The following is a 24,243-nucleotide window of genomic DNA, read 5'->3' as shown; positions in this document are numbered from 1 at the left end:
GTTTTGTCTGTGTAGACGCGGTTTCTAACCGCCGAGTCTTCTACGAATCCGGCGATTTTAACCGCCGTCTTTTCTTCAACCCGCGGAGGCGGGTTTTGTGTGTGTAGACGCGGTTTCCAACCGCCGAGTCCTCACTACAAACCCTTTACCAAGGAGTGACAGCCGCAGTACCGCCCGGTGCAATAACTACTCGGAAATCAGCCAGCGGTTCCGCAGGCGGCCTAGTACCAACCGGTTTGTAAAGCAACTCGGACAACGGCGCTTCGGATCGATCGACTGCTGCGGAATTTTCCGACTTGTAACCGACAATCGCCCCATCTTTAGCCACACTCACCCGATAAACCAACTCCGCATCAACAGCAGGCTGATTCTTCAAAACTCCATCAATTTGCTGGGAAAGTTTCCCCTTCAACAGATCGATTTCGGCCGTATCGGTAATCGGCACGGCTGCCGCCCCAGGGCTTGCCAAACCTTCAGCAAAAGGAGTGGGCGTGCTTTCCGGCGAAATGTTTGACTGCGGTGTGGCCAAGGGTGAAGTGTCCGACTGCGGCGAAGTGCTCGGAGTTGGTGAACTCGATTCAACAACTTTCGGAGTTTTATCCCCAAGCAAACCGTCAGCCGCAGGCGTGGGATTGGGATTCGGCGAACCCGAACCACCGGAATTCGGCGTGCCGAGATTTTGGCCGGCCCGATTGGGCTGCGGCACTGGATCTCTCGGGCGCTGGACTTCCGGCACTGGTACCAAGAAAAACGCCATCGCCGCCAAAGCCAAACTCGACACCCCCACCACCGCAGGCAAACTGCGCTTCGCCAAAGGTTCGGCAGACTTGATATAACGCTTGGAAATTGGGGTTAATTGCAGCGACAATTCTGGCAGCGTCTGGGTGTCGGCAAAAAATTGATCGATCGCCTCTACCAAATCAAATAGCTGTACCGTCGTCAAATCTACCTGTGCCGACAGTTCTGTTTTTTGATCGATTTGGGTGGCGCTGTCAGATCCGGCGGGTAGAACGGTCAAACGGTGGGAATTCCCGTCAATTCTGTGCAACTGTACCATACCCAAATTCGGGCCATAGCGATCGGGATAATGCACTCCGCTCATAAATTCTTGAGCGTAGCTGCTGACAGTCCTCACCAAGCTTTCAAAAAACTCCCGTCCCCCATTGAGGGGCTCACCGAGGCCTGTCACATAGCATTCAGCGCTCATTAATATCGAAAGCACCGGCCGCATTTCTAGCTGGCTGGCTGCCGAGCCATCGCTCAACCCTTCTAGAACCAGGGTGCAATTTGGCAGACTGTACTGACGCCTAATAGTCATTTTTATTCAATTTCTCCATCAAACAGGCTAACCCAGAAGCGCTGCATTCCGGCTGTGCCTGTACAAAATAGCAGTTTGCTCAACAAGTTTAAAGCTAGTTCGTTGAGCTTGTCATCGGAATCGTAAGCTACAACCACCGATCGCTTGGGGTTCATGCGCGATCGAAAATGAGCTCGAAAACGTTCTAAATACTCGGCAAGCTGCAAGTTCTGACTGAGGGGAAGATTTCTCGATCGCAACTGCTGCGAATCTAGCAGCAACTGCCGAATTGTCGCAGTTAACTTGCGCGCCATATTACAGGCGATCGCCACCAGCGCCTTTGCCTCCACAACTGTCAGGGAGCGGCGTTGGGCATAGCGTCTCAGCGGATTAGTATTTCGCATCTGCCAAAAGGCAACGCGATTTTTGACAATTGACTCCAATTCCAGCTCCTTGGACACTGCCAGCATTTCTTCCGCACCTCCGAGATACAAGGCCTCGATCGCCAGCAACATCAAATCAATTTGCAATCTAGTCCGGCGGGGACACCCACCCTCATTCGGCGACAAATCTGGCAAACTGTCTAAAATCAACGGGTTTGACTCGGTAAGCGAAGTTTCTGACGGCATTAAGATCACGGCAACATCCATTTCAACACACTATACGGACAGGCGGGGTCTTGGCCCAGGTAATTTTTGAACCCGAGACTCCTCTGGGATATTTTATTTTTATCGCTCAGTTCTATATTCTGACTTCACTTTAGCACCATTGGCGGCTAGTGGCTTAAGTGTCACCAGAAGAGCGATCGCTCTTCAAAGAGGGGCTGGAGCATACAGCGGTTTTGTAGTGTGTCAGGTACGATCGGGAAGCAGACATAGGAGCAAAACTAATGATTGCAACTGTTTTCCCGTTTCGGACTGTGTTGGTACAAATTCTAGCCATGTTTTTGGCGATCGCGATCGAATCATGGTTCTTGCAAAAACTACTGAAACTCAGCCCGAAAACCAGCGTTGAATATGCAGCCATCCTCAATCTCTCTTGCACTTGCATGGGTTGGCTAGTTTTTTTCGGCATTGAAAGCGTGCTTTCAAAAGATTTACGGGAACGGCTGATCGATTATATATTATTAGGAGGCGAGCGAGATTTTTACTTCATAATAACTGGCATCGCCCTCTCGATACTGCTAGTGACTTTTCTCGCAAAATGGCAAGCATTAGAACTGTTAGAAAACACGCTATACGGGAAGAAAAAAACTGCTGTTCCTACTGAATTCAAACGCTCATTCACCCTCACCCGCCGTCCTCCGAAAAGAAGTTTTAAAGTCACCACCCAATTTGGAGCAATTTTCATCTCTCACACTGTTAGTAATTGCCTGATTCTAACCGTGTTATTTTTCCAAAGTATCGATTAATTTTAGATTTCAGATTTACTCCACAGATAAATCTGGATCTTCAACTTCTTCGATCGAAAGTTTTAGGTTGGAGCCCGATCTATCCAGGGCTTCTACCCGTTTTCTGACGGTGCGATTGAAATCAACAACTTTAATGTGGTTGCTTCTGCTGAGGTTTCGCCACCGCTTCTTTTTGAGCCGTAAAATTAGTAGCCGCCGCCCGATCCGTCAGACTAATTTTTCCGTTGAGGCTGTCTTTTTCCACAACTCCTCGCAGTTTAACATAGCTGTTTTGACCGATCGCAGCGGACTCGCTGCAACCCGTTAAATTAGGTACGACACCCGACAAGCTCAATCCTTGATTTTCCCACTTCCCTGCTAAAGAAGGTTTCTCCTCGGCTGTGTTTGCGCGATCGCCCTCGCTGTTACCCGATCGCAAATTACCGCTCAAATAAACACCCGATTGCTCGATTGTCAAGGTCAAAGTATCAGATTTCAGACATTCCGGCAAACTTTTAGCATCAAAGCGATAACTTCCCGCAATTGCCGGAGCCGCTTTTAAACTTGTTTCGCCGTAAGCAGTTACCACTTTAAACAGCAGCGAAACCGAGCCGATCGCAATCCCGTAAAATGCCAGGGATTTAAGGCTTAAATGATTCATAATCTTGGGAATGGGGAATTGGGAATTGGGAATGGGGAATTGGGAATGGGGAATTGGGAATTGGGAATTGGGAATTGGGGATTGGGAATTGGGAATTGGGAATTGGTAGCACCTCACAAATAACCAACTGCCAACTGCCAACTGCCAACTGCCAACTGCCAACTGTCAACTGCCAACTGCCAACTGTCAACTGCCAACTGTCAACTGTCAACTGTCAACTGTCAACTGTCAACAAGTACCGAAGCCAAGTGCGATCGCACTTTCACGTAACAGCGCGCAATCAGCAGCGAAGAATGACACTGCACCGCCAATTCATCAGTATACCGTCCGAGAGTTTGGCGTTCAATTCCCCACTCCCGACTCGTACCCGCGATCGTCAAATCAGCATTAGCAGAAGCCGCCACCACCGCTTGAATCGGCTCAGCAGCCTCCACAATCGGAGTTTCAATGCGCGATCGCACTTCTACCGGCAACCGATCCATAACTCGCTGAAACTCATAACTCAGCTCATTTCCCTCTGCCCCGTCAACCGCCACCCGCAGCACCGTCAAACGACGTTCCTCGCTATTAACCAACAGTCTCAGCGCCAATTCCAACCCTAAATCATCGTGAATATTTGCCGCATAAGGCACTAACAAATTATTCAACCGTTCCCTACCTCTGTCAACAAAAATTGCTACATCCACAGTAGCGTTGCTGAGAATTTGGCCGACACGCCCTCCCAAACGGTTGCTGCTAAAAGTCGGCCTGTGCCATCCTACCAAAATCAAATCCGCGCGATCGAGTTCCGCAATTTGCGCCGTTTCCCGCGCCACATCTTTAGTAACCCGAATGATTGGGTGCACGAATTTTTTCGCATCCGGCAATTCCAAACTCTCTATCAATTCTGATAATTTCGAGCGGCGTTCCTGAATAATGCGATCGGCTTCTACGGGCGTACTTTCAAAACCATAATTTTCATTTAATTCGATCAAACTCAGAGGATGAACCGCCGCCGACTGCAAATCGCTACCCCCTGTATCCGCAGCAGGCTGCGCCAGGGCGATCGCCAATTGCAGCAAACCTTTCTGCGTGCTGGGATTAGCAACCGGGACTAAAATTCGATACTTGGGCAGCAATTCTCTATTAATTTCTTCGCTTTCTCCACCCATTGGCGAATCTTTTAATTCTGAATCATCATCCGAACTTACTTCTGAGATATCTAACCGAATCAGCTTTTTCGGATAAGTCCACTCCAACAGTGGCGAAGTCATAAAAGTTGTCACTAAAGCCATAATGACTAACATCGTAAATAGCAGCGGCGAAACCACCCCCAGAGAAAGACCGATATTCAGCACAATCAGTTCAGTCAAACCGCGAGTATTCATCATCCACCCCAGCGCTGAAGCTTCGCGGTTGCTGATGCCGCAGACTCGGGCAGCAACGTAAGTCCCGAAGTATTTTCCAATAATTGCTACTCCCAAAACTGCCGCGCACAGCAGCCACAATTCGGGACTATTGAGCAGGCCGATTTGAGTCCGCAAACCGCTGTAAGCGAAAAATATTGGCAGCAGAAATATCAGGACAAAATCTTCTGTTTTCTCAGCTAATTCTCTGGTAAGTCCGGCATTTTTTGGCATGGCAGCACCCAGCAAAAATGCACCGAAGATTAAGTGAATGCCGATCCATTCAGTAATTAAAGCCGATGCTACAACTCCCATATAAATGCCGGATAGCACTAATTGAGATAACTTGCCGGTGCGGTTGTAGTGCTTGGAAAGCCGTTGCAAGAACCAGCGGACTACAGTCAGCATGAAACCGATGTAAACTATAGATTCAAAAATTGTCGGTAAAGCCCCAACCATCGAGTTAGTGCGCGTAACTGCGATCGCCACCGCCAACAAACACCACGCCGTCACATCGTCTACCGCAGCGCAAGTCAGGGCCAGCGTCCCCAATTTGGTATTCTGCAAGTTGTGCTCTGTAATAATTCTTGCCAGCACCGGAAAAGCAGTAATTGACATCGCAGCGCCCAAAAACATGGCAAAGGCTGTAAACGAAACGCTATTATTTGAAACTATCGGGTACAACAGCAGTGCTAGGAAGCTTCCCAGAGAAAATGGCACTAAAATGCTGACGTGTGATGTTAAAATTGCTACATCTAAATTATTTTTTAGATACTTAGGATTGAGTTCTAAACCAATCAAGAACATGAAAAATATTAGCCCTACCTCAGATAACACGTTGAGGAAAGGAACGGCCTCCGCTGGAAAAAGTGCTGCTCCTAAATCTGGTGCAACCAAACCGAGGAGAGAAGGCCCGAGCATAATTCCTGCTACAATTTCTCCAATAACTTGAGGTTGTTTGATCGCTCGAAATGCTAAGCCGACAAGTCGAGAAAGTGCGATGACAATTAGAACTTCAAGCAGGACGAGAATGGGGATGGGCATAGCGTTTTTAGCTTTAGGTTTTTTGCGGATCGAGAGGGCACGGTAGTCAGTTGACAGTTGACAGTTGACAGTTGACAGACAGCTTACCCGCTCGCTTAGAGAAGGGATGAGGGCGACCTCTTGGAAGGAAGAGGATTGGACTCATGAATAGTCTGATTTTAATTTCTCCCTAGAAGAGTTGCGGTTTTAAACCAATTTTTTCTGGTAAAGCCGACAGAATTGCCGATCGAATAAAATCGATAAAAGCTCGATCGAACGAAAGAAGGCACAAGACACGCAGCTTCAACGCCATTCTCTCACAAGCTCACGAAAGCTTCTGCAACCTCGAACCTGGATTTTTGGTTTTTTCAGAAGCGGTTGCTAGTAACTCTAACCGTATCGTGCGCCCCCCGCACCCAACCCGCCGACTACATCTCATACCATTTTAGATTTTAGATTTTGGATTTTAGATTGGGAGATGATTTACTGGTCATGGGTTGGGATCTTCCCTACAGTTGCATGATTTTGGAAAAATGGCATCGCTCAAGTCGGTGCACACCGTCCACGCAACCCTACGGAAAACCCTACCCTACGGATCTAAGATAGTCAGAAAAAGTGGTGCTTCTGGTGATAGACTAGAAAAGTTGTTTAAATTCGCACATCCGGGTTTTCGGGTGTTTCGAGGGCGCAAACCCTCAGAAATACGACCGGGTGGAGGATTAACCCGAATACAGGAGTTAAAAATACAATGCCAGTAGTTAGTTTGGCTCAAATGTTAGAGTCAGGGGTTCACTTCGGACACCAAACCCGTCGGTGGAACCCGAAAATGGCTCCCTACATTTTCACAGAGCGCAACGGGGTTCACATCATCGACCTCGTGCAAACCGCTCAGCTTATGGAAGACGCCTACGAGTACATGAGAGTGGCCTCCGAAAAAGGTAAAAAGTTTTTGTTCGTCGGTACAAAGCGCCAAGCTGCCGGGATTGTAGCCCAAGAAGCTCAACGCTGCGGTGCTTACTACGTCAACCAGCGCTGGCTGGGGGGAATGCTCACCAACTGGACAACGATTAAGTCCCGCGTCGAGCGCCTCAAGGATTTGGAGCGCCGCGAGGAAATCGGCGCCCTAGATTTGTTGCCGAAAAAAGAAGCTTCCGTGCTGCGCCGAGAAATGGCAAAACTCCAGAAGTATCTGGGCGGAATCAAAACTATGCGTAAGATTCCCGACGGAGTTGTCCTAGTAGACCAACGCCGCGAGTATAATGCTGTGTTGGAATGCCAAAAGCTGGGAATTCCCATCGTCTCTCTGTTGGATACCAACTGCGACCCGGATTTGGTTGACATTGCGATTCCAGCAAACGACGATGCTATTCGATCGATCAAACTGATTGTCGGCAAGTTGGCTGATGCCATCTACGAAGGTCGTCACGGTCAACAAGGCGGCGACTCTGACGAAGACTACGACTACGAAGGTGGTTACGAAGGCGCCGAATATGATGGCGAAATCGAAGAATTGGATGACCCTAATTATGTAGATCCCGAGGACGGCGACACTGACAGCGAAGAAACCGAAAGCTAGTATTGCTATCGGCATCTGACACCAAGCAATTAAAAATTAAAGATTGAAAATTAAAAATTAAAAATCATAATTTTTAGTTGGACATTTTTAATTTTTAATTTTTAATTGTAAATGGCATTAGTCTCGGTCATTAGTAGATTTCTGACAAAAGCATTCCGCAGTGTGAACACCAAAATTAATTAGGGTTCTACACCTACCAAATCCGCCAGAAGGCTGACTTGCTATTTCTTAACTCTTGTCTAATCATTAACATTAAGGTTCACGAGCGGGACGCTCGCACTCCTGACTAATGATAAGGTTCGCGAGCGGGGACAGCACTAACGACTAATGACTAACGACTAATGACTAATGATAAGGTTCGCGAGCGGGGACGCTCGCACTAACGACTAATAACTAATTTTGATTGGGAACTTAAAGAAGATGGCGGACATATCTGCAAAACTTGTTAAAGAACTGCGCGACAAAACCGGCGCGGGGATGATGGACTGCAAAAAAGCCCTCACCGCAAACGATGGCAATATGGAAACATCAATTGAGTGGCTGCGGAAAAAAGGTCTGGCTGGGGCTGACAAAAAAGCAGGACGGGTTGCCTCAGAAGGACTTGTAGGCAGCTACATTCACACGGGCGGCCGCGTGGGAGTGCTGGTGGAAGTTAACTGCGAAACAGATTTTGTGGCACGGCGCGAAGAATTCCAAAGTTTAGTACGCAATATTGCAATGCAAATTGCAGCTTGCCCGAATGTGGAATACGTGAAAGTTGAAGATATCCCCGCTGAAATTGTCGAACGAGAAAAGGCAATTGAAATGGGCAAAGATGACTTGGGTAACAAGCCGGACAATATCAAAGAAAAGATTGTTCAAGGGCGGATTGACAAGCGGATGAAAGAGTTATGTTTGATGGATCAGCCTTTTATTAGAGATCAAAATATCTCGGTGGAAGAGTTGGTGAAACAAACGATCGCCCAAATTGGCGAAAATGTCCAAGTCCGCCGTTTCGTCCGTTTTGTGTTGGGCGAAGGCATTGAGAAAGTAGAAGCTAACTTTGCCGATGAAGTGGCCGCCCAAATGGGTGCTGCTCAATAATCGAAAATTTAGATTAAAAACTAAAAATTAAAAATGTGAAAACCTAATTTTTTTGCATTTTTAATTTTTAGTTTTTACACGACTACAGAAATAGGTACGTAGTTGCGCTTCAGCGCTCTTGGTACGTAGTTGCGCTTCAGCGCTCTTGGTACGTAGTTGCGCTTTAGCGCTCTTGGTACGTAGTTGCGCTTTAGCGCTCTTGGTACGTAGTTGCGCTTTAGCGCTCTTTATAATATTCCGAAAGAGGGCGTTGCTCATCGGGGTTTGAAAATGGGTAACTTGAAAATTCAGAAGATTAACTCAGTTGTTTCATTTTTTCACATTGAGTCGTTTGTACCGTAAATTAGCGCCGGAGCGCTGAAGCGCAACTACGTACCCAAGAGTCGATATTTTATGACTATCCGGGGGATGTGAGGGGAATCGAGTTTTCACATTGAGTCGTTTGTACCGTAAATTAGCGCCGGAGCGCTGAAGCGCAACTACGTACCCAAGAGCCGATATTTTAGCGATATTTTACGACTATCCGGGAGATGCGAGGGGAATCGAGACTCAGCTAGAAACCGAGAGATAAAAAACATAAAAATGTTGGAGGCGATTCTTGAAACCTATGCCCGATTTCTAACCAGAATTAACTCGACAATCAGACAATTTGTGGCAAAAATCGGGTTGTTTTGCCGATCGTCCTATTTGAATTTTATAGGGGATATATGGTGGGATCCAGAGAGCGCATAGAGCAAGATTTGGCAGGACTCGAAGAGGCTTTAGCAGCCTTGAATCTAGAGTTTCGCAGTACCTACGATGGTTATTTAACTGCCTTGGGACAAGCGGTGCGACAGCAGTTGATTTTGGCTTGCTATCACCTTTGCACTCAAGCGGTGCCGGAGTCGTTTCTCAAGTTGTCCTTCGACGGGCGGCAAAAAATGCAGCAGTCTGTAAGGCGTTTGGCTGCGGCGTCTCAAGAAAAATTGCGATCGCTCACGACTGAATCAGAAGTAGAGGAAGAGGAAGAGGAAGAGGAAGAGGAAGAAATAGATGAAGAAATAGATGAAGAAATAGATGAAGACGAGTTTGGCGAGGAAGAAATCGAGGAAAACGAATTCGTCGAGGAAGAAATAGAGGCAAACAACGAATTTTCCGCTATTAACTATCAATTTCCAGCAACAAACAATCAATTACCAATTGCCAATTCCCCGCAAAGTTTGGCGCGCTGGCAAAATAGTATTGAAAAGTCGATCGCCCAGATTCTCAAGCTGCTGTCTCGCGACACCAACCGCTTGCTCCAACAGTCGGAAATCTTGCCCAGTCAATTGCCAGAACAGGTTCTAGAAGCTGCTTCTGCTGCTGAATTGTCCGCCGACAGCGTGGCGGGCCCACCTAACCTATTAAGCTTAATCATTGAAACAGATAGTTCACCAGCACCGCCAAACTTGGGAAAAAGACCCGGTATTAATGCTTTGCACATTACAGCAATTAAACTGCGGTTGTCGGAAATAGAGTTTGCCGATCCGGGAACATCGGCTTGGCGCCAACAAATTCGCAACCTCTCTGCAAAGTTGAACTCCCTCGGTCGCGATTACCAGAAAAAGCAGCGGGAAATGGCGGTGGTGGAGGCTGAGTCGGCTTGGCGGTTGAGTTGGTTTGAAGATTAGTCAGTGGACAGTGGACAGTTGACAGTTGACAGTTGACAATTGTCTGGAATTATTGAGCTATGATTAATAACTAATGACTAATGACTAATGACTAATGACTAATAACGTTCGCGATCGGGGACGCTCGCGCTAATGACTAATGACTAATGACTAATAACTAATGACTGATGACTAATAACCAACCAGAATGGCAGCGATTGCAAAAAGCTCTTTCCGTAGAAGCCGATCGCGGATTTAACGACATCCAAGGCAGTCAATACCGCTTCAGCGAGTTTCTCGGCCTGAGTTTGAGACAGTTGGCAGGCGCTGTCACTGGTTCTTCGCGCGATCGCGCCAGACAACTTGCGGTGGAATTTGACATCTACCCTCAGAAAGATCTCGAAGGGCGCCAACATTCGATCGCCATTACAGTCAGTTTCCTCAGACAAATGGAGCAAGTTTGGGAAGAACAAACGACACAAGTCAGACAAGAAAACGCTGCCGATTCAAGCACTCCAGCCGTTTCCGTTCCCCGAACCGCACCGCTTAACACAGCACCTCCACCGCCTAGCTTGACTTTAGATCAACCGTTAACCCGCGTGACAGGCATCGGCCCCGCCAACGGCAACCGCTTGCTAAAACTCGGTTTAGATACCGTATACGACTTGCTTTACTACTATCCCCGCAACCACATCGACTATGCAAAGCAAGTACGAATTCGCGAGTTAGTAGCGGGGGAAACTGTCACTTTAATCGCCGAAGTCAAGCGCTGCAATTGCTTTTCTAGCCCGAAGAATAAGAAATTAACGATATTAGAAGTAATTTTAAAAGACAGTACCGGAGAAATTAAAATCAGTCGCTTTTTTGCCGGGCCTCGCTACAGCAATCGCGGCTGGCAAGAATTCAAAAAGCGCGAGTATTGTACTGGTGCGATACTTGCTGCTTCGGGGTTGGTAAAGCAGGGTAAGTATGGCATTACCCTAGAAAATCCTGAGTTGGAAGTCTTAGATGACTCCGGCGGTGCGATCGAATCTATGAAAGTCGGCCGCCTGATTCCTGTTTATCCGCTGACGGAAGGGGTGGATGCGGGTTCGGTGAGGCGATCGATCTTAGCAGCAATTCCGGCCGCGAAACTGTTGCCAGAATCGCTACCGGAGGATTTGCGCGAGCGTTACGGCTTAATGGGTTTAGCCGATGCGGTGGCAAATATTCACTTTCCGCTCGATCGCGATTGCTTGTCCGCCGCCCGCCGCCGCTTAGTTTTTGACGAATTTTTCTACCTGCAATTAGGCCTTTTAAAGCGCCGCCAAACCCAAAGAAAAGCTCAAGCTAGCGCAGTCATCCTTCCTAGCGGGAAATTGATCGAACAGTTCTATCAAATCTTGCCTTTTGCGCTGACAAATGCCCAGGAAAGAGTCATTAACGACATCCTCAACGATTTAGCTTCGCCCCAGCCGATGAACCGATTAGTGCAAGGCGATGTCGGCGCTGGCAAAACAGTCGTCGCTGTAGTCGCAATGCTAGCAGCAATTCAATCCGGCTATCAAGCCGCTTTAATGGCGCCGACAGAAGTTTTAGCAGAACAGCATTATCGGAAATTGGTAGGCTGGTTTAATTTGATGCACTTGTCTGTCGAACTGTTAACTGGTTCGACAAAAGTAGCCAAGCGCCGGGAAATTCACAGCCAGTTAGAAACCGGAGAATTACCTGTTTTAGTAGGAACTCACGCGCTGATTCAAGATACGGTGAATTTCCATAAATTGGGTTTGGCTGTAATTGACGAACAGCACAGATTCGGCGTGCAGCAGCGTGCTAAATTGCAGCAAAAAGGCGAATCTCCTCACGTTTTGACGATGACCGCAACTCCCATTCCTCGGACGCTGGCGCTGACTCTGCACGGCGATTTAGACGTGAGTCAAATTGATGAACTTCCCCCCGGTCGGCAGGCGATTCAAACGACTGTTCTGTCTGCGAAAGAACGCCTCCAGGCTTACGATTTGATTCGTCGGGAGGTGGCGAGCGGCCGTCAGGTTTATGTGGTTCTGCCTCTGGTGGAGGAGTCGGAAAAGCTGGATGTGCGATCGGCAATTGAGGAAAAAGAGAAACTCGAAAAAAGTATATTTCCTGAGTTTAAGGTAGGTTTGCTCCACGGTAGGATGAGTAGCGCTGACAAAGATCAGGCGATTACTAAGTTTAGAGACAAAGAAACTGATATTTTAGTATCTACTACTGTGGTGGAAGTGGGAGTAGATGTGCCGAATGCAACGGTAATGTTGATTGAAAATTCGGAGCGTTTTGGACTGTCGCAATTGCACCAGTTGCGGGGTCGAGTCGGTCGGGGCAGCAATCGTTCTTATTGTTTGTTAATGCCCGGTTCCAAGGCTGCGGAAGCTATGCAGAGAATGAAGGTTTTAGAACAATCTCAAGATGGATTTTTTATTGCAGAAATGGATATGAGATTGCGCGGCCCAGGTCAGGTTTTGGGAACTCGACAGTCTGGTTTACCGGATTTTGCTTTGGCGAGTTTGGTGGAGGATCAGGAGGTTTTGGAGTTGGCGAGGGAGGCCGCGCAAATGGTAATTGAGAATGATGAAACTTTGGATGAATGGCCGGTCGTGCGGGATGAGTTGGAACGGCGATATCAACGGATGATGAGTGGCTCGATTTTGACTTAGGCTCAAATACGACTGTAGTAAAATTGGTTTGTAGTGAGGACTTTAGTCCTTTTTTTGATGCAGGCTAAAGTCCTCATTACAAACCTACTTTAGGATCGCGAATTAAATAACTTACAATTTTAATTGTTATTGTGAGATGGGCGTCCCGCCTGTCCTTTTTGAACGGGCGGGACGCCCATCCCACAAAATTGTGGAAGTTATTTAATTCTCATTCCTTAGTTCTCTCTTTGATGCGGACTAAAGTCCTCACTACAAACCTACTTTCGTTCTCTCTTTGATGCGGACTAAAGTCCTCACTACAAAACTACTTTCGTTCTCTCTTTGATGCGGACTAAAGTCCTCACTACAAACCTTATGGACAAAAGTATAAAATATCGGTTTATGATGACACAAATTCCGCTATTTTATGTTATAGTAGATTTACTAACATCAGGCATGAATGTCAAAAATCAGGTTTCTTGTGACAGACTCAAGTAAAATCCTCTATTTTTTGTCAAGAAACCCACTGTATAAGCTTTTGCTGAGAATGATGCAAAATATCAGGTTTGGCGAAGGGTGGCGCAGGCGAATTTGTTGGGCGTGAGTGCCTCAGCCCAACCTACTTTGTGAGAGGATTTTGCCCTAGCTATAGGGTATTTTTATGAGTTGTCAGGCTTGGGCCACTTATTGATCCAAGAATCCTTCCCAGGAATGACCCAGAAGTGTCAAAATTAAGATAGTCCTGAGAAAAACAGGGAAAAGGAAATCCAGCCAGTACAGGCTGGTAAGGCAGAATTAATTCCTCGCTTGTCAAGCTTGCAGGTGGTCGCCGACGGTTCGTCGCATTTAATCTCAACAGTAATTTATGAAAGATCTCACTCGTTATCGAAATATTGGCATCTTCGCCCACGTAGATGCTGGCAAAACCACCACAACTGAAAGAATCCTGAAACTGACAGGCAAAATCCACAAAATAGGTGAAGTACACGAAGGCGCGGCGACGACTGACTTCATGGAACAGGAGCAAGAGCGCGGGATTACGATTCAATCCGCTGCTACTACCTGCTTCTGGAACGAGCATCAGCTCAACATCATCGATACTCCCGGACACGTCGATTTTACGATCGAGGTTTACCGTTCGCTCAAGGTTCTCGATGGCGGTATCGGTGTGTTCTGCGGTTCCGGTGGAGTTGAACCGCAATCGGAAACTAACTGGCGCTACGCTAACGATTCTAAAGTTGCTCGTATCGTCTATATCAATAAGCTCGATCGCACGGGCGCAGATTTTTACCGAGTTGTCAAGCAAGTCGATAAAGTCCTCGCAGCTAAACCAATGGTAATGGTTTTGCCGATCGGCATTGAAGACAAATTTTGCGGCATGGTCGATTTGCTCACCCGCAAAGCATGGATCTGGGATGATTCGGGCGATCCGATGGGCTACACAATTCAGGATGTTCCGGCCGATATGGTCGATGATGTCGAGAAATACCGCGAACAGTTGATCGAACTGGCTGTCGAGCAGGATGATAACCTGATGGAACAGTACCTCGAAGGCAACGAGCCGAGTATCGAAGACCTCAAGCGGTGCATCCGCAAAGGCACCCGCGACATGGCATTTTTCCCCACCTACTGCGGCTCGTCGTTTAAGAATAAGGGCGTCCAGTTGGTACTCGATGCAGTCGTTGACTACCTCCCGAACCCGATGGAAGTTACGCCTCAGCCTGAGGTGGATCTCGAAGGCGAGGAAACAGGCAATTTCGCGATCGTGGATCCAGAAGGCCCTTTGCGCGCCCTGGCATTTAAGATTATGGACGATCGCTTCGGCGCTTTAACCTTCACCCGTTTGTACTCCGGTAAGATATCCAAAGGCGACACCGTACTCAACACCGCCACAGGCAAAACCGAGCGCATCAGCCGCTTGGTAGAAATGCACGCCAACTCCCGCGAAGAAATTGATTCGGCTCAAGCAGGCGATATTATTGCGATCGTAGGTATGAAAAACGTCCGCACCGGACACACCATCTGCGACCCCAAAAATCCCGCAACCCTAGAGCCAATGGTGTTCCCAGAACCAGTCATCTCCATTTCGGTCAAACCGAAACTCAAAGGAGGCGAAGAAAAGATGGGAGCCGCGCTCACCAAGATGGTACAAGAAGACCCATCTTTCCACATGGTCACAGACGAAGAAAGTGGCGAAACCATCCTCAAGGGCATGGGCGAACTGCACCTCGACATCAAAGTGGACATTCTGCGACGCACCCACGGCGTCGAGGTAGAAGTTGGCGAACCGCAGGTAGCCTACCGCGAGTCCATCACCAAACGCCTCGAAGACAACTATGTCCACAAGAAACAATCTGGTGGTTCAGGTCAATTTGCTAAAATCGGCTATATCGTCGAGCCCGGTGAAGTCGGTAGCGGCTTCGTGTTCGAGTCAAAAGTAACTGGTGGTAGCGTACCGAGAGAGTATTGGCCAGCGGTGCAAAAAGGCTTCCAAAGCTGCATCGATGTGGGCGTCTTGGCTGGATTCCCCTGCTTAGACTTGAAATTCACCCTGGTTGATGGAGGTTTCCACCCGGTTGACTCTTCAGCAATGGCCTTTGAAATTGCTGCTAAAGCCGCCTACCGCCAATCTGTACCCAAGGCTGGGCCTCAGTTGCTGGAACCGATCATGAATGTCGATGTCTTCACCCCAGACGATCACATGGGCGATGTCATCGGCGACCTCAACCGCCGCCGGGGCATGATGAAAGCTCAGGAAACCGGACAAACAGGAGCGCGGATCAAGGCTGATGTGCCGTTGAGCGAAATGTTTGGCTACATTGGCGATTTGCGTACCATGACATCTGGGCGCGGTCAGTTTTCGATGTCTTTCTCGCACTATTCTCCTTGTCCGAGCAATATCGCTGAGGAAGTGATCAAGGATGCGAAAGAGCGTCAAGCTGCTAAGTAGTGTGTTGAGTGTAAGTGCGATCGAATAGTGCGATCGTAGTCCACGAACAGGTAGCCAGAAACCGGGTTTTTTCCGAAAATCCTTCGCTGTAGCGACGAGATTAGGTGAAAAACCCGGTTTCTTTGATATTGGTGCGTCCAGGACTCTTAAAAAAATCTGCGTTGATTTGCGTTATATCGTTTCCACTTGGACTGGAATGATTAAACCACAGAGGGCGCAGAGGACACAGAGTCCGAGAATAGAGATATGAATCATGCCGATGGAGAGCGGATTTGATATTAATCGGCGGTATCGTAAGGGCGATCGCAGATTTATGAAATAAGTCAAGTATCATATTTGCTAACATACAATTAATAATTTAAAACCGAGGCAGGTAGCCATGACAGCCACCCTAATCCAGAATCAAAGTAGCGGAATTCTGCTAAAAAATATTAGCTGGAAAACTTACGAATCCCTGCTGAATGAGTTAGGGGAACACGGAGGAATTCGCCTGATTTACGATCGCGGAAATTTAGAAATTATGACTCCATCAGCACCACATGAAAAGTCAGGTGAACTCTTAGGAAATTTTGTTGAAGTTCTAACTGATGAATTAAATGTTGACATTTGCAGCCTGGGTTCACTAACCTGCAAGCGCAAAGATTTGGAACGGGGGTTAGAACCTGATAAATGTTACTATATTCAGAATGAAGATGTTGTCTGGAATAAAGAACAAATCGATCTCAATGAAGATCCACCACCGGATTTAGCTATTGAAATTGACATTACCAGCAGTTCGATCGATCGTCTCAAACTTTACGCAAGTTTGGGTGTACCTGAAGTTTGGCGCTACGATGGCAATCGTTTAATCATCTATCACTTAGAAGGCAATGAATACGCAGAGTGCGAGGTTTCTCCCACTTTTGCTTTTCTGTCGAAGTTTGAAATGCTGCGGTTTTTGGAACTGAAACAGACTACAAAAGAAAAGGCTTTGCTGCGGTTATTCCGGGAGTGGGTGAGGAGTCAAATTCAGTAAAGAGACTGAAGGAGGGCGATCGCCCCTCAATCAAGATCGTGTTTGCTAAGATACAATCAATAATCTACAACCCAGGCAGGTAGCCATGACAGCCACCCTGATCCAGAATCAAACTAGCGGAATTCTGCTAAACAACATTAGCTGGAAAACTTACGAATCCCTGCTGAATGAGTTAGGGGAACACGGAGGAATTCGCCTGACTTACGATCGAGGAACATTAGAAATTATGACTCCTTTAGCACCCCATGAAGGTAGTAAGAAAATTTTAGGCCGTTTTGTGGAAAGTGTGAGTGAAGAATTAAACATCGAAATTCGGAGTTTGGGTTCTCTAACTTGTCGGCGCGAGGATTTGGCTCGCGGTTTGGAGCCGGATCAGTGCTACTATATCCAAAATGAGAATGTGGTTTGGGACAAAGAACAAATCGATCTCAATCAAGATCCGCCACCAGATTTAGTAGTGGAAATTGACGTGACTAGCAGTTCGATCGATCGCCTTTCTTTATACGCAAGTTTAGGGGTGCCGGAAGTTTGGCGCTACGACGGAAATCGTTTAATAATTTATCAACTGGAAGCACAGGAATATGTAGAAAGAGATGTTTCTCCGACTTTTCCTTTTTTGTCGCAAGTTGAGATGCTGCGCTTTTTGGAATTGAGGAGGACTACCAAGGAAAATGCTTTGCTGCGGTTATTCCGGGAGTGGGTGAGGAGTCAAATTCAGTCCGGGGAATAAAAGAAAAGGGCGATTCACGATCGGGATGGTTGCGTTTGAGGCTCTTTTTAGCAACCGCAGATGAACGCTGACTGACGCGGAACGATGACTCGGGCGGAGTTCCTCGAATTTACCTTAATTTCGCCCTTCCATATCTTAAACCGTATCGCTATTCTTCTCCTCCATCTCAATTTTGATAGAGATGCAACGTGCCGATCGCCTGGCCGCAAAACTGCGAAAATTAAATATTGACCCGGATACAATTTAGCAAGTTTATTTCATGAGATAGCGAGGTTGAAATGGCCGAAATAAATCCCGATCGCACTACTGGTACAATTACGATCGACGTTTGCGCTCAATCAAACGGGCAGTATCTTTGTCAGATATCATCATCTCTGAGCGATCACCCCAATGATACCATGAATTTTTACGGACAAACAAAAGAACACGCGATCGCGATCGCCCTAGAACATTTAGCTGACGAATATCGCGAAAAAGCAGAAGAGTCTCAGAATATAGATTCCCTTGCCGTGGAACTTTCAGATTCAGGAGAACCAATTAATAAATATTATCATGTGATTGTACACTACGAAGAAATTTCGGAAGCCGAATCTAAGTTTGAGGCAGTACACAATACAATAATGGGAAATACGATAGTTGAGAATGCCAGACTTGCAGCCATTGAGATTGCTCCAGATATTGAAATCGAGCCGTTAGAGCGATCGGGATATTGAGGGATAAAATTTTACACAATCTGCGGGTCACAATCAAGTTTTGTCGTCAAAAAAAGCGGTTTCCGATCTGCATCCAGGATTAAAATAAACAGGACTATTGATTTTGATTAATTTGGCTTTTTACCCAATTCCGAAATGCTTTAACTAATTCCAAATAATCCATTGTTTCCGCCTGTGCCAAAAAACTGACAATCTCTAAAATAGCAACACTCGGAAATGCTAAACTGATCTCGCACTCGACATACCCTCGATCGTCCAATCTGTTAATTCTGAGCCGCGAACCGTTGTAAATCCAAACTTCCGGCACTCCCAGATCGGCATAAATCTGCAAGGTATTGTCGGATCTGCTGGTAACATCAATTTCCACCACTAAATCCGGGGGCGGATATTGACTCATATCGAGTCGTTTTTTGCCTTTAATTGCACTAGCATTCTGGATGTAAAAACAATCATCCGGTTCTACACCAATGAGTTCAGGACGTTTGAATGTCGTAGAACCCAGAGGTTCAATTCTCACATCTAATTCTTCAGCTAATGTTTCAACAAATCGACCTATTACTCTTTTGTAAATTTCGTGTTCAGGAGAAGGCACCATAATTTTCAAATTGCCGCGATTGTATCTCAGTCTAATTGGCCTATCGCCGATTTCGGCAAGCAAAGTTTCATAAGTTTGCCAACTGATATTCGATAGCTCAACTATTTGTTCGGGCGGACTGAGAGTTTTAGCAATCATGGGGTTACTTTGGTGAAGAGTTCGTAGGCGCAAGCCGGGGCGTAGCGATCGCACTTTTAAACTAAATCATATCATCTCAAACATAGGTTTGTAGTGAGGACTTCAGTCCGCATCCGACGAGAGAGGACTGAAGTCCTCACTACGAACCAAATTGCTAGTTATTGGCCTGCAAAATCGGCACGGAACTTCTGGACAACTCGATTCAATTCCACTGAATGAGAAGCTTTAAATAAAATACGATCGCCCTTTTCAACAAATCCCAACAACCGCTTTGCTAAATCTTCCCGCCCATCGGGCGCCGTAATATCTCCTATCTCCACAAAAGGCACGCCCGCCGCACCCGCCGCCATCGCCGCCGCTTCCTCAAAATCCGCAAACACAAACAAAGCATCGAGGTTTAAATCCCGCGCCGCCTTTCCCACTTGTCGGTGAAATTCGATCGCCCTTTCGCCCAATTCCTTCATCGTACCCAACACCGCAATCCGGCGCTTTCCCGGAGTATCCGCTAACAATCTCAGCGCCGCCAACATCGACTCCAAACCAGCATTGTAAGTCTCATCCAGAATCACAACATCCTGCGGCAAATCGTAGCGGCGCGCCCGTCCATCCGGTAACTGTACAGACAAACCTTGCTGTAAAACTTCCCAATTAATCCCTAAAACTTTTGCTACCGCCAAAGCCGCCAAATAATTTACAGCATTGTGCCTTCCAGCCAAGGGCAGCGGCAATTCCACACCTTCTACAAGCATTGTATCATTATTCAGCAATTCCCCGCACAAATCGCCGCCTTCTAATCCGTAACTTAAAGTTTTTCCCTGCCAAACTTGCGCCGCAGTTGCCATTAATCTGTCAGAATCGTGATTGAGAATAGCAATACTTTCAGCAGGCATTTCCGCTAACAGTTCGCACTTAGCTTGGGCGATCGCATCTTCCGAACCCAATCGCCCGATATGCGCCGTTCCTACATTAGTAATTACCGCCACAGTAGGACGCGCAATTTGCGACAGCAGCGCAATTTCTCCTAGCCCGCGCATTCCCATTTCAATTACAGCATAATTGTGGGTCGGCGAAAGCTCTAACAGAGTTTTCGGGACTCCAATTTCATTGTTGTAGTTATATTGAGTTTTCAGAACATTTCCGCTGGTTGACAAAACCGCCGCAATTAATTCTTTGGCAGTAGTTTTACCTACTGAACCAGTAACACCAATTATCGGTATACTGAATTGGTCGCGCCACCAACGGGCGATCGCCTGGTAAGCTTTTAAAGTATCGTCAACGCGCAACAGCGGAAAATTGGGAACTTCTGCTTGGTAAGTGCGATCGACTACCGCAGCAATCGCTCCCAAATCCCGGGCTTTTGCCACAAACTGATGCCCGTCAAAATTTTCTCCCCGCAGCGCTAAAAATACTTCGCCCCCCTCAATGGTGCGCGTATCTGTAGCAATACCTGTCCCTACAACTGTCAGAACGTCCTCAGACACAGCAAGCAAAGGTACAGTTAAAATTTCAGCAAGTTGGGCGATACTTACGCGACAGACCATATTACCAGCACTCACATTTCAAATCATTATTTTCACAGCTAATCCTACCTCGCCCCACCTCACATTTAACTGACACCAGTTCAAAAAAGAATGCAAGCTTTGCCCGGAATCTAAACCCTGGGAGTCCTCAGTCATTCCCATCGCCAATCGCAAATCGCCAATCGCAAATGGTATAACAGGGGGATGCCGACTAGGATTGACCTTGACACTCTTCAACAGTTGACAGTTGACAGTTGACAGTTGACAGTTTGAGAGCGACATCTACCCTTAAGTCCGAGGATTGGAGTAATGAATAGTCTGATTTTAATTTCTCCCGAGCAGGCTTGGGGCTTTCAACCAATTCTTTCGGGTAATAATAAATCCTCTGCCCAGCCATAAATTATTTAGAACACACCCACAATCTTTACCAATAATTTACAAAGTTTGTGGTGATTTTAGGCCTTGCTAATTGCAAACAATTCATGTCATGCTGGTGTTGACAAATAGTTTAACTAACAATACTTCGGACAGTTTTAGATCTGGTCGAGCCTCCTGTTTAAGTTCAGCCCTAAGTTTCAGAAAATGCGTAAAAAATGGCAGGGCTTACTCGCTCTCGGCTTACACGGCCGTTAAAAAACTGTCCGAAGTATTGAACTAAGTAAAAAAGATCTGCTTAAGGCGATCGCCACTTCCACCCCTAAGCCTCGGGAGGCGAGAAGCTCGGTTGACCCTACCCAACAACGGATACAAGCCCTCGACCTAAGTCGGGGAGAGATTAAAATTTTAGACTACAGTTGAAGCTTCCAGATGAATCTGTGGAGTAAATCTAAAATCTAAAATCTAAAATCTAAAATCGGTTGACTCAATTGTGGTGCTTCATCTGCCAATTCATATCTGCCAATGGCGCTTAAAGCTCCTGCCCAATCCTTTTGGAGGGTTAATCCACAGTGAACGACTATAACAGACAGAGCCAGGAAGAAGAACAGCTACTTTACAACCACTGGCTGGAGTTGGTACAAGTAGAGCAGCCGATCGAACTAATCGACCGTTTTCGCACTTTGTTTATCTACGGTAACGGATATCGCGATCGCACCATCGCTGAAGCACTCGAAAAAATAGCAGCCTCACCCTACGCCGAACAAGAATTCAAATACATCCTCAACCGTTGCTGCCACATCCTGATCAACCGCTGGCAAACATACCCCGGAAAGCAAGCAGCTATCCCGGAATTGATCGCTCTGTTTGAAGAAGCCCCCAAAATATTATCTCGATATAGTCGATCGCGCCCTACTCACTCCATCCCCCAATTAGTCAATCAATTTACCCAAAGCGAACAATACCTCACACTCAAACGCTTAGCCAAAGTCATCACCCACAGTAATGAAGACAGCAACGGCAAAACTCCCGCCAGCCTAGCCCTCGGAACCTTAATTCCCCGATACCCTTACCTCTACAAACACTGCCTCCTCAGCGACGACAGCACCTACGAACAGCAAAAAATTATTCAAAAAATCCAAGCTCAAAAGCAGCAGCAATTTGAAATCGACCTCTCACAATACGTTGCTCACCAAGTGAGAAAAGCCCAAGCAGCCCGCCGGCATACCTCAATCTCCTTCGGCAGAAGTATACAGACTATAAAAAACCCGACGCTGTTGAGCGACCCAGAGCTGTTCTTTGCCCTCAAGCAATTTGTCGGAAAAGTCGAAGGAGCCGATACCTACCGACAGCTAGCCGGCCGCTTCATGGCGAACACCAGCACAAGTGTGTCCTACAGATCCTTTAAAGACGACTTATACGAATACCTAATTTCTTCCGTCACCGACGATGGCTACGGCAAACGTCAATTTAACGAAAAACTGTATAAACAACTACAAAATACCTTTCCCCACAACGATGCTCAGAAGTTCAACGAATTTTTAACGATCAGAACTTGCAGCCAGTTATTGAACTTTTTAGTAGTAGAGAGTCCTGCGCGGCCGAACCACTTTGTCTTCATCGACCTGATCTCAAACCTCGGGCCCACCCAAACCACAGGTTTGCTGCTGAAAATCGTGCTAATTTGTGGCAAAGTCAAGCCCTACCTAGAAAAGCGGTTGGCAATTTTGTTCGGTCACTACGAATTTTGTACCCGAGAAGGCCTGGTGTGGTTAGTCAAAGCCTTGGAAAACCTGAATCTCGCTTTGAGTACCAATTTTGGGAATCTAGACGTATCTTTCCTGCGGTAGCCGGTCTGTCCCAGAACTTTCTCGCGTTCGAGTTTGACAAAACATCACAGCTCAAAATCCGGTTTCTGAATACCCTCAAAGTTTGAGATTGAATTGTAACGACTTAATTAAGTGGCCAAAGCTACTCAAAAGACGCCATTCTGTGTTAAAATTCCAAGTGTATCAGATTCGGTTGCAGGCTTTGTTCATTGCTACAGAATTGTTTAAAAACTTGCCCTTCTGTATCGGCAGGGGACTCTCCGAAACTGAAATCTTTGCACTGTCTAATTTTTGGAGTTATTCCTCATGTCGATATACGTCGGTAACTTATCCTACCAAGTTACCCAAGAAGACATCACCACCGTCTTCGCCGAATACGGAACCGTTAAGCGAGTACATCTACCTACCGACAGAGAAACCAGTCGCCCCCGCGGCTTTGGTTTTGTAGAAATGTCAACAGATGCCGAAGAAGATGCAGCGATTGCTGCTCTCGACGGAGCAGAGTGGATGGGTCGCGATCTCAAAGTTAACAAAGCTAAGCCCCGCGAAGATGAAGGCGGCCGGGGCGGCGGCAACCGGGGCGGCGGCGGCCCAGGCAAATTTGGTCGCGGCGGTGGCGGCGGCGGCGGCGGACGTTATTAATTTCCTAATTAATTTCCGACGATCGAGATTTGAGATTGGAGAGCTGAAATTTGGGATCGAGGCCACCTAGCTTTGAACCACCGTCCGAATAATTTCCGGCCCGGTTGCTCCCAACCTTTACTCTTCCAGTCTGGCGATCGACCGCATTAAATATACCAAAAAGCCAAGGTTAGTCCCTTGGCTTTTTGGTATGAGGCTATTCAATATGAGTTAAAAACTCGGTGGGTTAAGACTTTCAGGTGCCTCTAGTTTTCTAATCATCAGGTTCGATGCTGCTGCTCAATCCGTGATTGTTGAGCGTTTCAGCATAAAACTCAGCGTGTTCGAGAGCGCAAACAATCACCAGTCCCAGCCCGTTGGTGTGGGCTTCCATCATCACATTTACAGCCTGTGGCTGAGTCAGACTGGGTACCGTCGCCATCAAAGTCTGCACCACGTATTCCATGGGATTGAAATCATCATTGTGCAGCAGCACGCGGTAGCGCGGCGCAAGCTTGCGGACTGTAGAAGGCTTTTGAATAATTTCGACAGACACTAATCTATACCTCCTGACTTGTAGGATGTTAAAATTTTTGACACTCCCTGCCGTTGATGCGAGGGGATTCTTCGTTCATCAACCCAAGTTGCTGAGATAGGCTTACACCTAAAACAGTAGATCTCGAACTAGGACGAAGCTGGTATCGCATTAATTTCGATCGATAATCTTGAGCTGGATTCCTCCGCTGTGAAAGAGTATCTCACTTTCAGTTATTTTATTGAAATTTCCAAATTCAGACAAGGCAGCCGCCTAGCCGATCGCGAGCTGTCAACCATACCAAACCCAGAAGAAGTGTCCTAAGCCCGCAGCCGCCCCCTGTCTAGGGTCATAATAATAGAGACGCAAGATCGGTTAAAAATAAAAAACTACCAAAATTAGGGGGTTAGAGCCTCGTCCTTCTATGACTACTTTATTCTAGAAATCCTGTTGCCATTTTGTAGAAATTGGGTAAAATCAAACAAGGAGGTGATGCAAGTGTTCAATCTGACTTATGAATTCAAA

19 protein-coding genes are annotated in these 24,243 nt (G+C 46.9%); 12 read left to right on the top strand and 7 right to left on the bottom strand.

Translation table 11 applies throughout. The features are described from left to right. Positions 1–145: 145 nt before the first annotated feature. Positions 146–1,318: a DUF4335 domain-containing protein gene (locus JGK14_RS28185; RefSeq protein ID WP_325315743.1), complete on the bottom strand. Its 1,173-nt coding sequence runs from the start codon at positions 1,316–1,318 to the stop codon at positions 146–148. Positions 1,319–1,320: 2 nt separating this feature from the next. Then, entirely contained in the window at positions 1,321–1,947 is a 627-nt protein-coding gene (locus JGK14_RS28180) for a DUF3038 domain-containing protein (RefSeq protein ID WP_293185212.1), read from the bottom strand. 239 nt (positions 1,948–2,186) lie between these two features. On the opposite strand from JGK14_RS28180, the gene fraC reads away from it, so the two are divergent. Continuing rightward, positions 2,187–2,708: a filament integrity protein FraC gene (fraC, locus tag JGK14_RS28175; protein WP_293185210.1), complete on the top strand. Its 522-nt coding sequence runs from the start codon at positions 2,187–2,189 to the stop codon at positions 2,706–2,708. 130 nt (positions 2,709–2,838) lie between these two features. Here fraC and JGK14_RS28170 read toward each other — a convergent pair whose 3' ends face one another. Then, the gene (locus JGK14_RS28170) at positions 2,839–3,348 is read right to left on the bottom strand and encodes a hypothetical protein (RefSeq protein WP_293185209.1); all 510 of its coding nucleotides are present in this window, start codon (positions 3,346–3,348) and stop codon (positions 2,839–2,841) included. On the opposite strand from JGK14_RS28170, the gene JGK14_RS28165 reads away from it, so the two are divergent. Then, complete coding sequence (locus tag JGK14_RS28165) at positions 3,340–3,471, top strand: hypothetical protein (RefSeq protein WP_325315742.1); 132 nt, start codon at positions 3,340–3,342, stop codon at positions 3,469–3,471. The two genes, JGK14_RS28170 and JGK14_RS28165, sit on opposite strands and share 9 nt — an antisense overlap. 98 nt (positions 3,472–3,569) lie before the next feature. On the opposite strand, the gene JGK14_RS28160 is transcribed toward JGK14_RS28165, so the two are convergent. After that, on the bottom strand, positions 3,570–5,777 hold the full coding sequence (locus JGK14_RS28160) for a cation:proton antiporter (RefSeq protein WP_293217270.1): 2,208 nt from the start codon (positions 5,775–5,777) through the stop codon (positions 3,570–3,572). Between the two features lie 727 nt (positions 5,778–6,504). Here JGK14_RS28160 and rpsB point away from each other — a divergent pair. From rpsB to JGK14_RS28120, 8 genes are all read left to right on the top strand, one after another. Beyond that, positions 6,505–7,332, top strand: coding sequence for a 30S ribosomal protein S2 (gene rpsB / locus JGK14_RS28155; protein ID WP_293185206.1), 828 nt, complete (start codon positions 6,505–6,507; stop codon positions 7,330–7,332). 420 nt (positions 7,333–7,752) lie between these two features. After that, a complete protein-coding gene (gene tsf, locus JGK14_RS28150; protein WP_293313831.1) occupies positions 7,753–8,415 on the top strand; it encodes a translation elongation factor Ts in 663 nt (220 codons plus the stop codon). Positions 8,416–9,122: 707 nt separating this feature from the next. Continuing rightward, positions 9,123–10,064 (top strand): hypothetical protein, encoded by a 942-nt coding sequence (locus JGK14_RS28145; RefSeq protein ID WP_293185204.1) that lies wholly within the window; start codon positions 9,123–9,125, stop codon positions 10,062–10,064. Between the two features lie 167 nt (positions 10,065–10,231). After that, positions 10,232–12,718 carry an ATP-dependent DNA helicase RecG gene (gene recG, locus JGK14_RS28140; protein WP_293229305.1) on the top strand — a complete coding sequence of 829 codons (2,487 nt, stop codon included), beginning with the start codon at positions 10,232–10,234 and terminating at the stop codon, positions 12,716–12,718. Positions 12,719–13,562: 844 nt separating this feature from the next. Then, a complete protein-coding gene (fusA, locus tag JGK14_RS28135) occupies positions 13,563–15,647 on the top strand; it encodes an elongation factor G (RefSeq protein ID WP_293185202.1) in 2,085 nt (694 codons plus the stop codon). Between the two features lie 379 nt (positions 15,648–16,026). Continuing rightward, a complete protein-coding gene (locus tag JGK14_RS28130; RefSeq protein WP_293193067.1) occupies positions 16,027–16,662 on the top strand; it encodes a Uma2 family endonuclease in 636 nt (211 codons plus the stop codon). An 85-nt stretch (positions 16,663–16,747) separates the two neighbouring features. After that, on the top strand, positions 16,748–17,392 hold the full coding sequence (locus tag JGK14_RS28125; RefSeq protein ID WP_293193065.1) for a Uma2 family endonuclease: 645 nt from the start codon (positions 16,748–16,750) through the stop codon (positions 17,390–17,392). 278 nt (positions 17,393–17,670) lie between these two features. Then, positions 17,671–18,105 (top strand): hypothetical protein, encoded by a 435-nt coding sequence (locus tag JGK14_RS28120; protein WP_293196744.1) that lies wholly within the window; start codon positions 17,671–17,673, stop codon positions 18,103–18,105. A gap of 94 nt (positions 18,106–18,199) precedes the next feature. On the opposite strand, the gene JGK14_RS28115 is transcribed toward JGK14_RS28120, so the two are convergent. Together JGK14_RS28115 and JGK14_RS28110 are read right to left on the bottom strand one after the other, a co-directional pair. Then, complete coding sequence (locus JGK14_RS28115; protein WP_293193061.1) at positions 18,200–18,838, bottom strand: Uma2 family endonuclease; 639 nt, start codon at positions 18,836–18,838, stop codon at positions 18,200–18,202. Between the two features lie 158 nt (positions 18,839–18,996). Next, positions 18,997–20,379 (bottom strand): UDP-N-acetylmuramoyl-tripeptide--D-alanyl-D-alanine ligase, encoded by a 1,383-nt coding sequence (locus tag JGK14_RS28110; protein WP_293196745.1) that lies wholly within the window; start codon positions 20,377–20,379, stop codon positions 18,997–18,999. 926 nt (positions 20,380–21,305) lie between these two features. Between JGK14_RS28110 and JGK14_RS28105 the strand changes: the two genes are divergently transcribed. Both JGK14_RS28105 and JGK14_RS28100 read left to right on the top strand, forming a co-directional pair. Then, complete coding sequence (locus tag JGK14_RS28105) at positions 21,306–22,583, top strand: hypothetical protein (protein WP_293313825.1); 1,278 nt, start codon at positions 21,306–21,308, stop codon at positions 22,581–22,583. Between the two features lie 285 nt (positions 22,584–22,868). Beyond that, the gene (locus JGK14_RS28100) at positions 22,869–23,204 is read left to right on the top strand and encodes an RNA recognition motif domain-containing protein (protein WP_293185195.1); all 336 of its coding nucleotides are present in this window, start codon (positions 22,869–22,871) and stop codon (positions 23,202–23,204) included. A 253-nt stretch (positions 23,205–23,457) separates the two neighbouring features. Here the strand turns inward: JGK14_RS28100 and clpS are convergent, their stop codons facing one another. Continuing rightward, positions 23,458–23,739 carry an ATP-dependent Clp protease adapter ClpS gene (gene clpS, locus JGK14_RS28095; RefSeq protein WP_193976163.1) on the bottom strand — a complete coding sequence of 94 codons (282 nt, stop codon included), beginning with the start codon at positions 23,737–23,739 and terminating at the stop codon, positions 23,458–23,460. Positions 23,740–24,243 lie beyond the last annotated feature (504 nt).

Origin of the sequence: Microcoleus sp. PH2017_28_MFU_U_A (assembly GCF_020738035.1) — a bacterium.
Taxonomy (GTDB): Bacteria; Cyanobacteriota; Cyanobacteriia; order Cyanobacteriales; family Microcoleaceae; genus Microcoleus.
The sequence above is the reverse complement of the archived record's forward strand: the minus strand, read 5'-3'. Positions and strand labels throughout refer to the sequence as shown.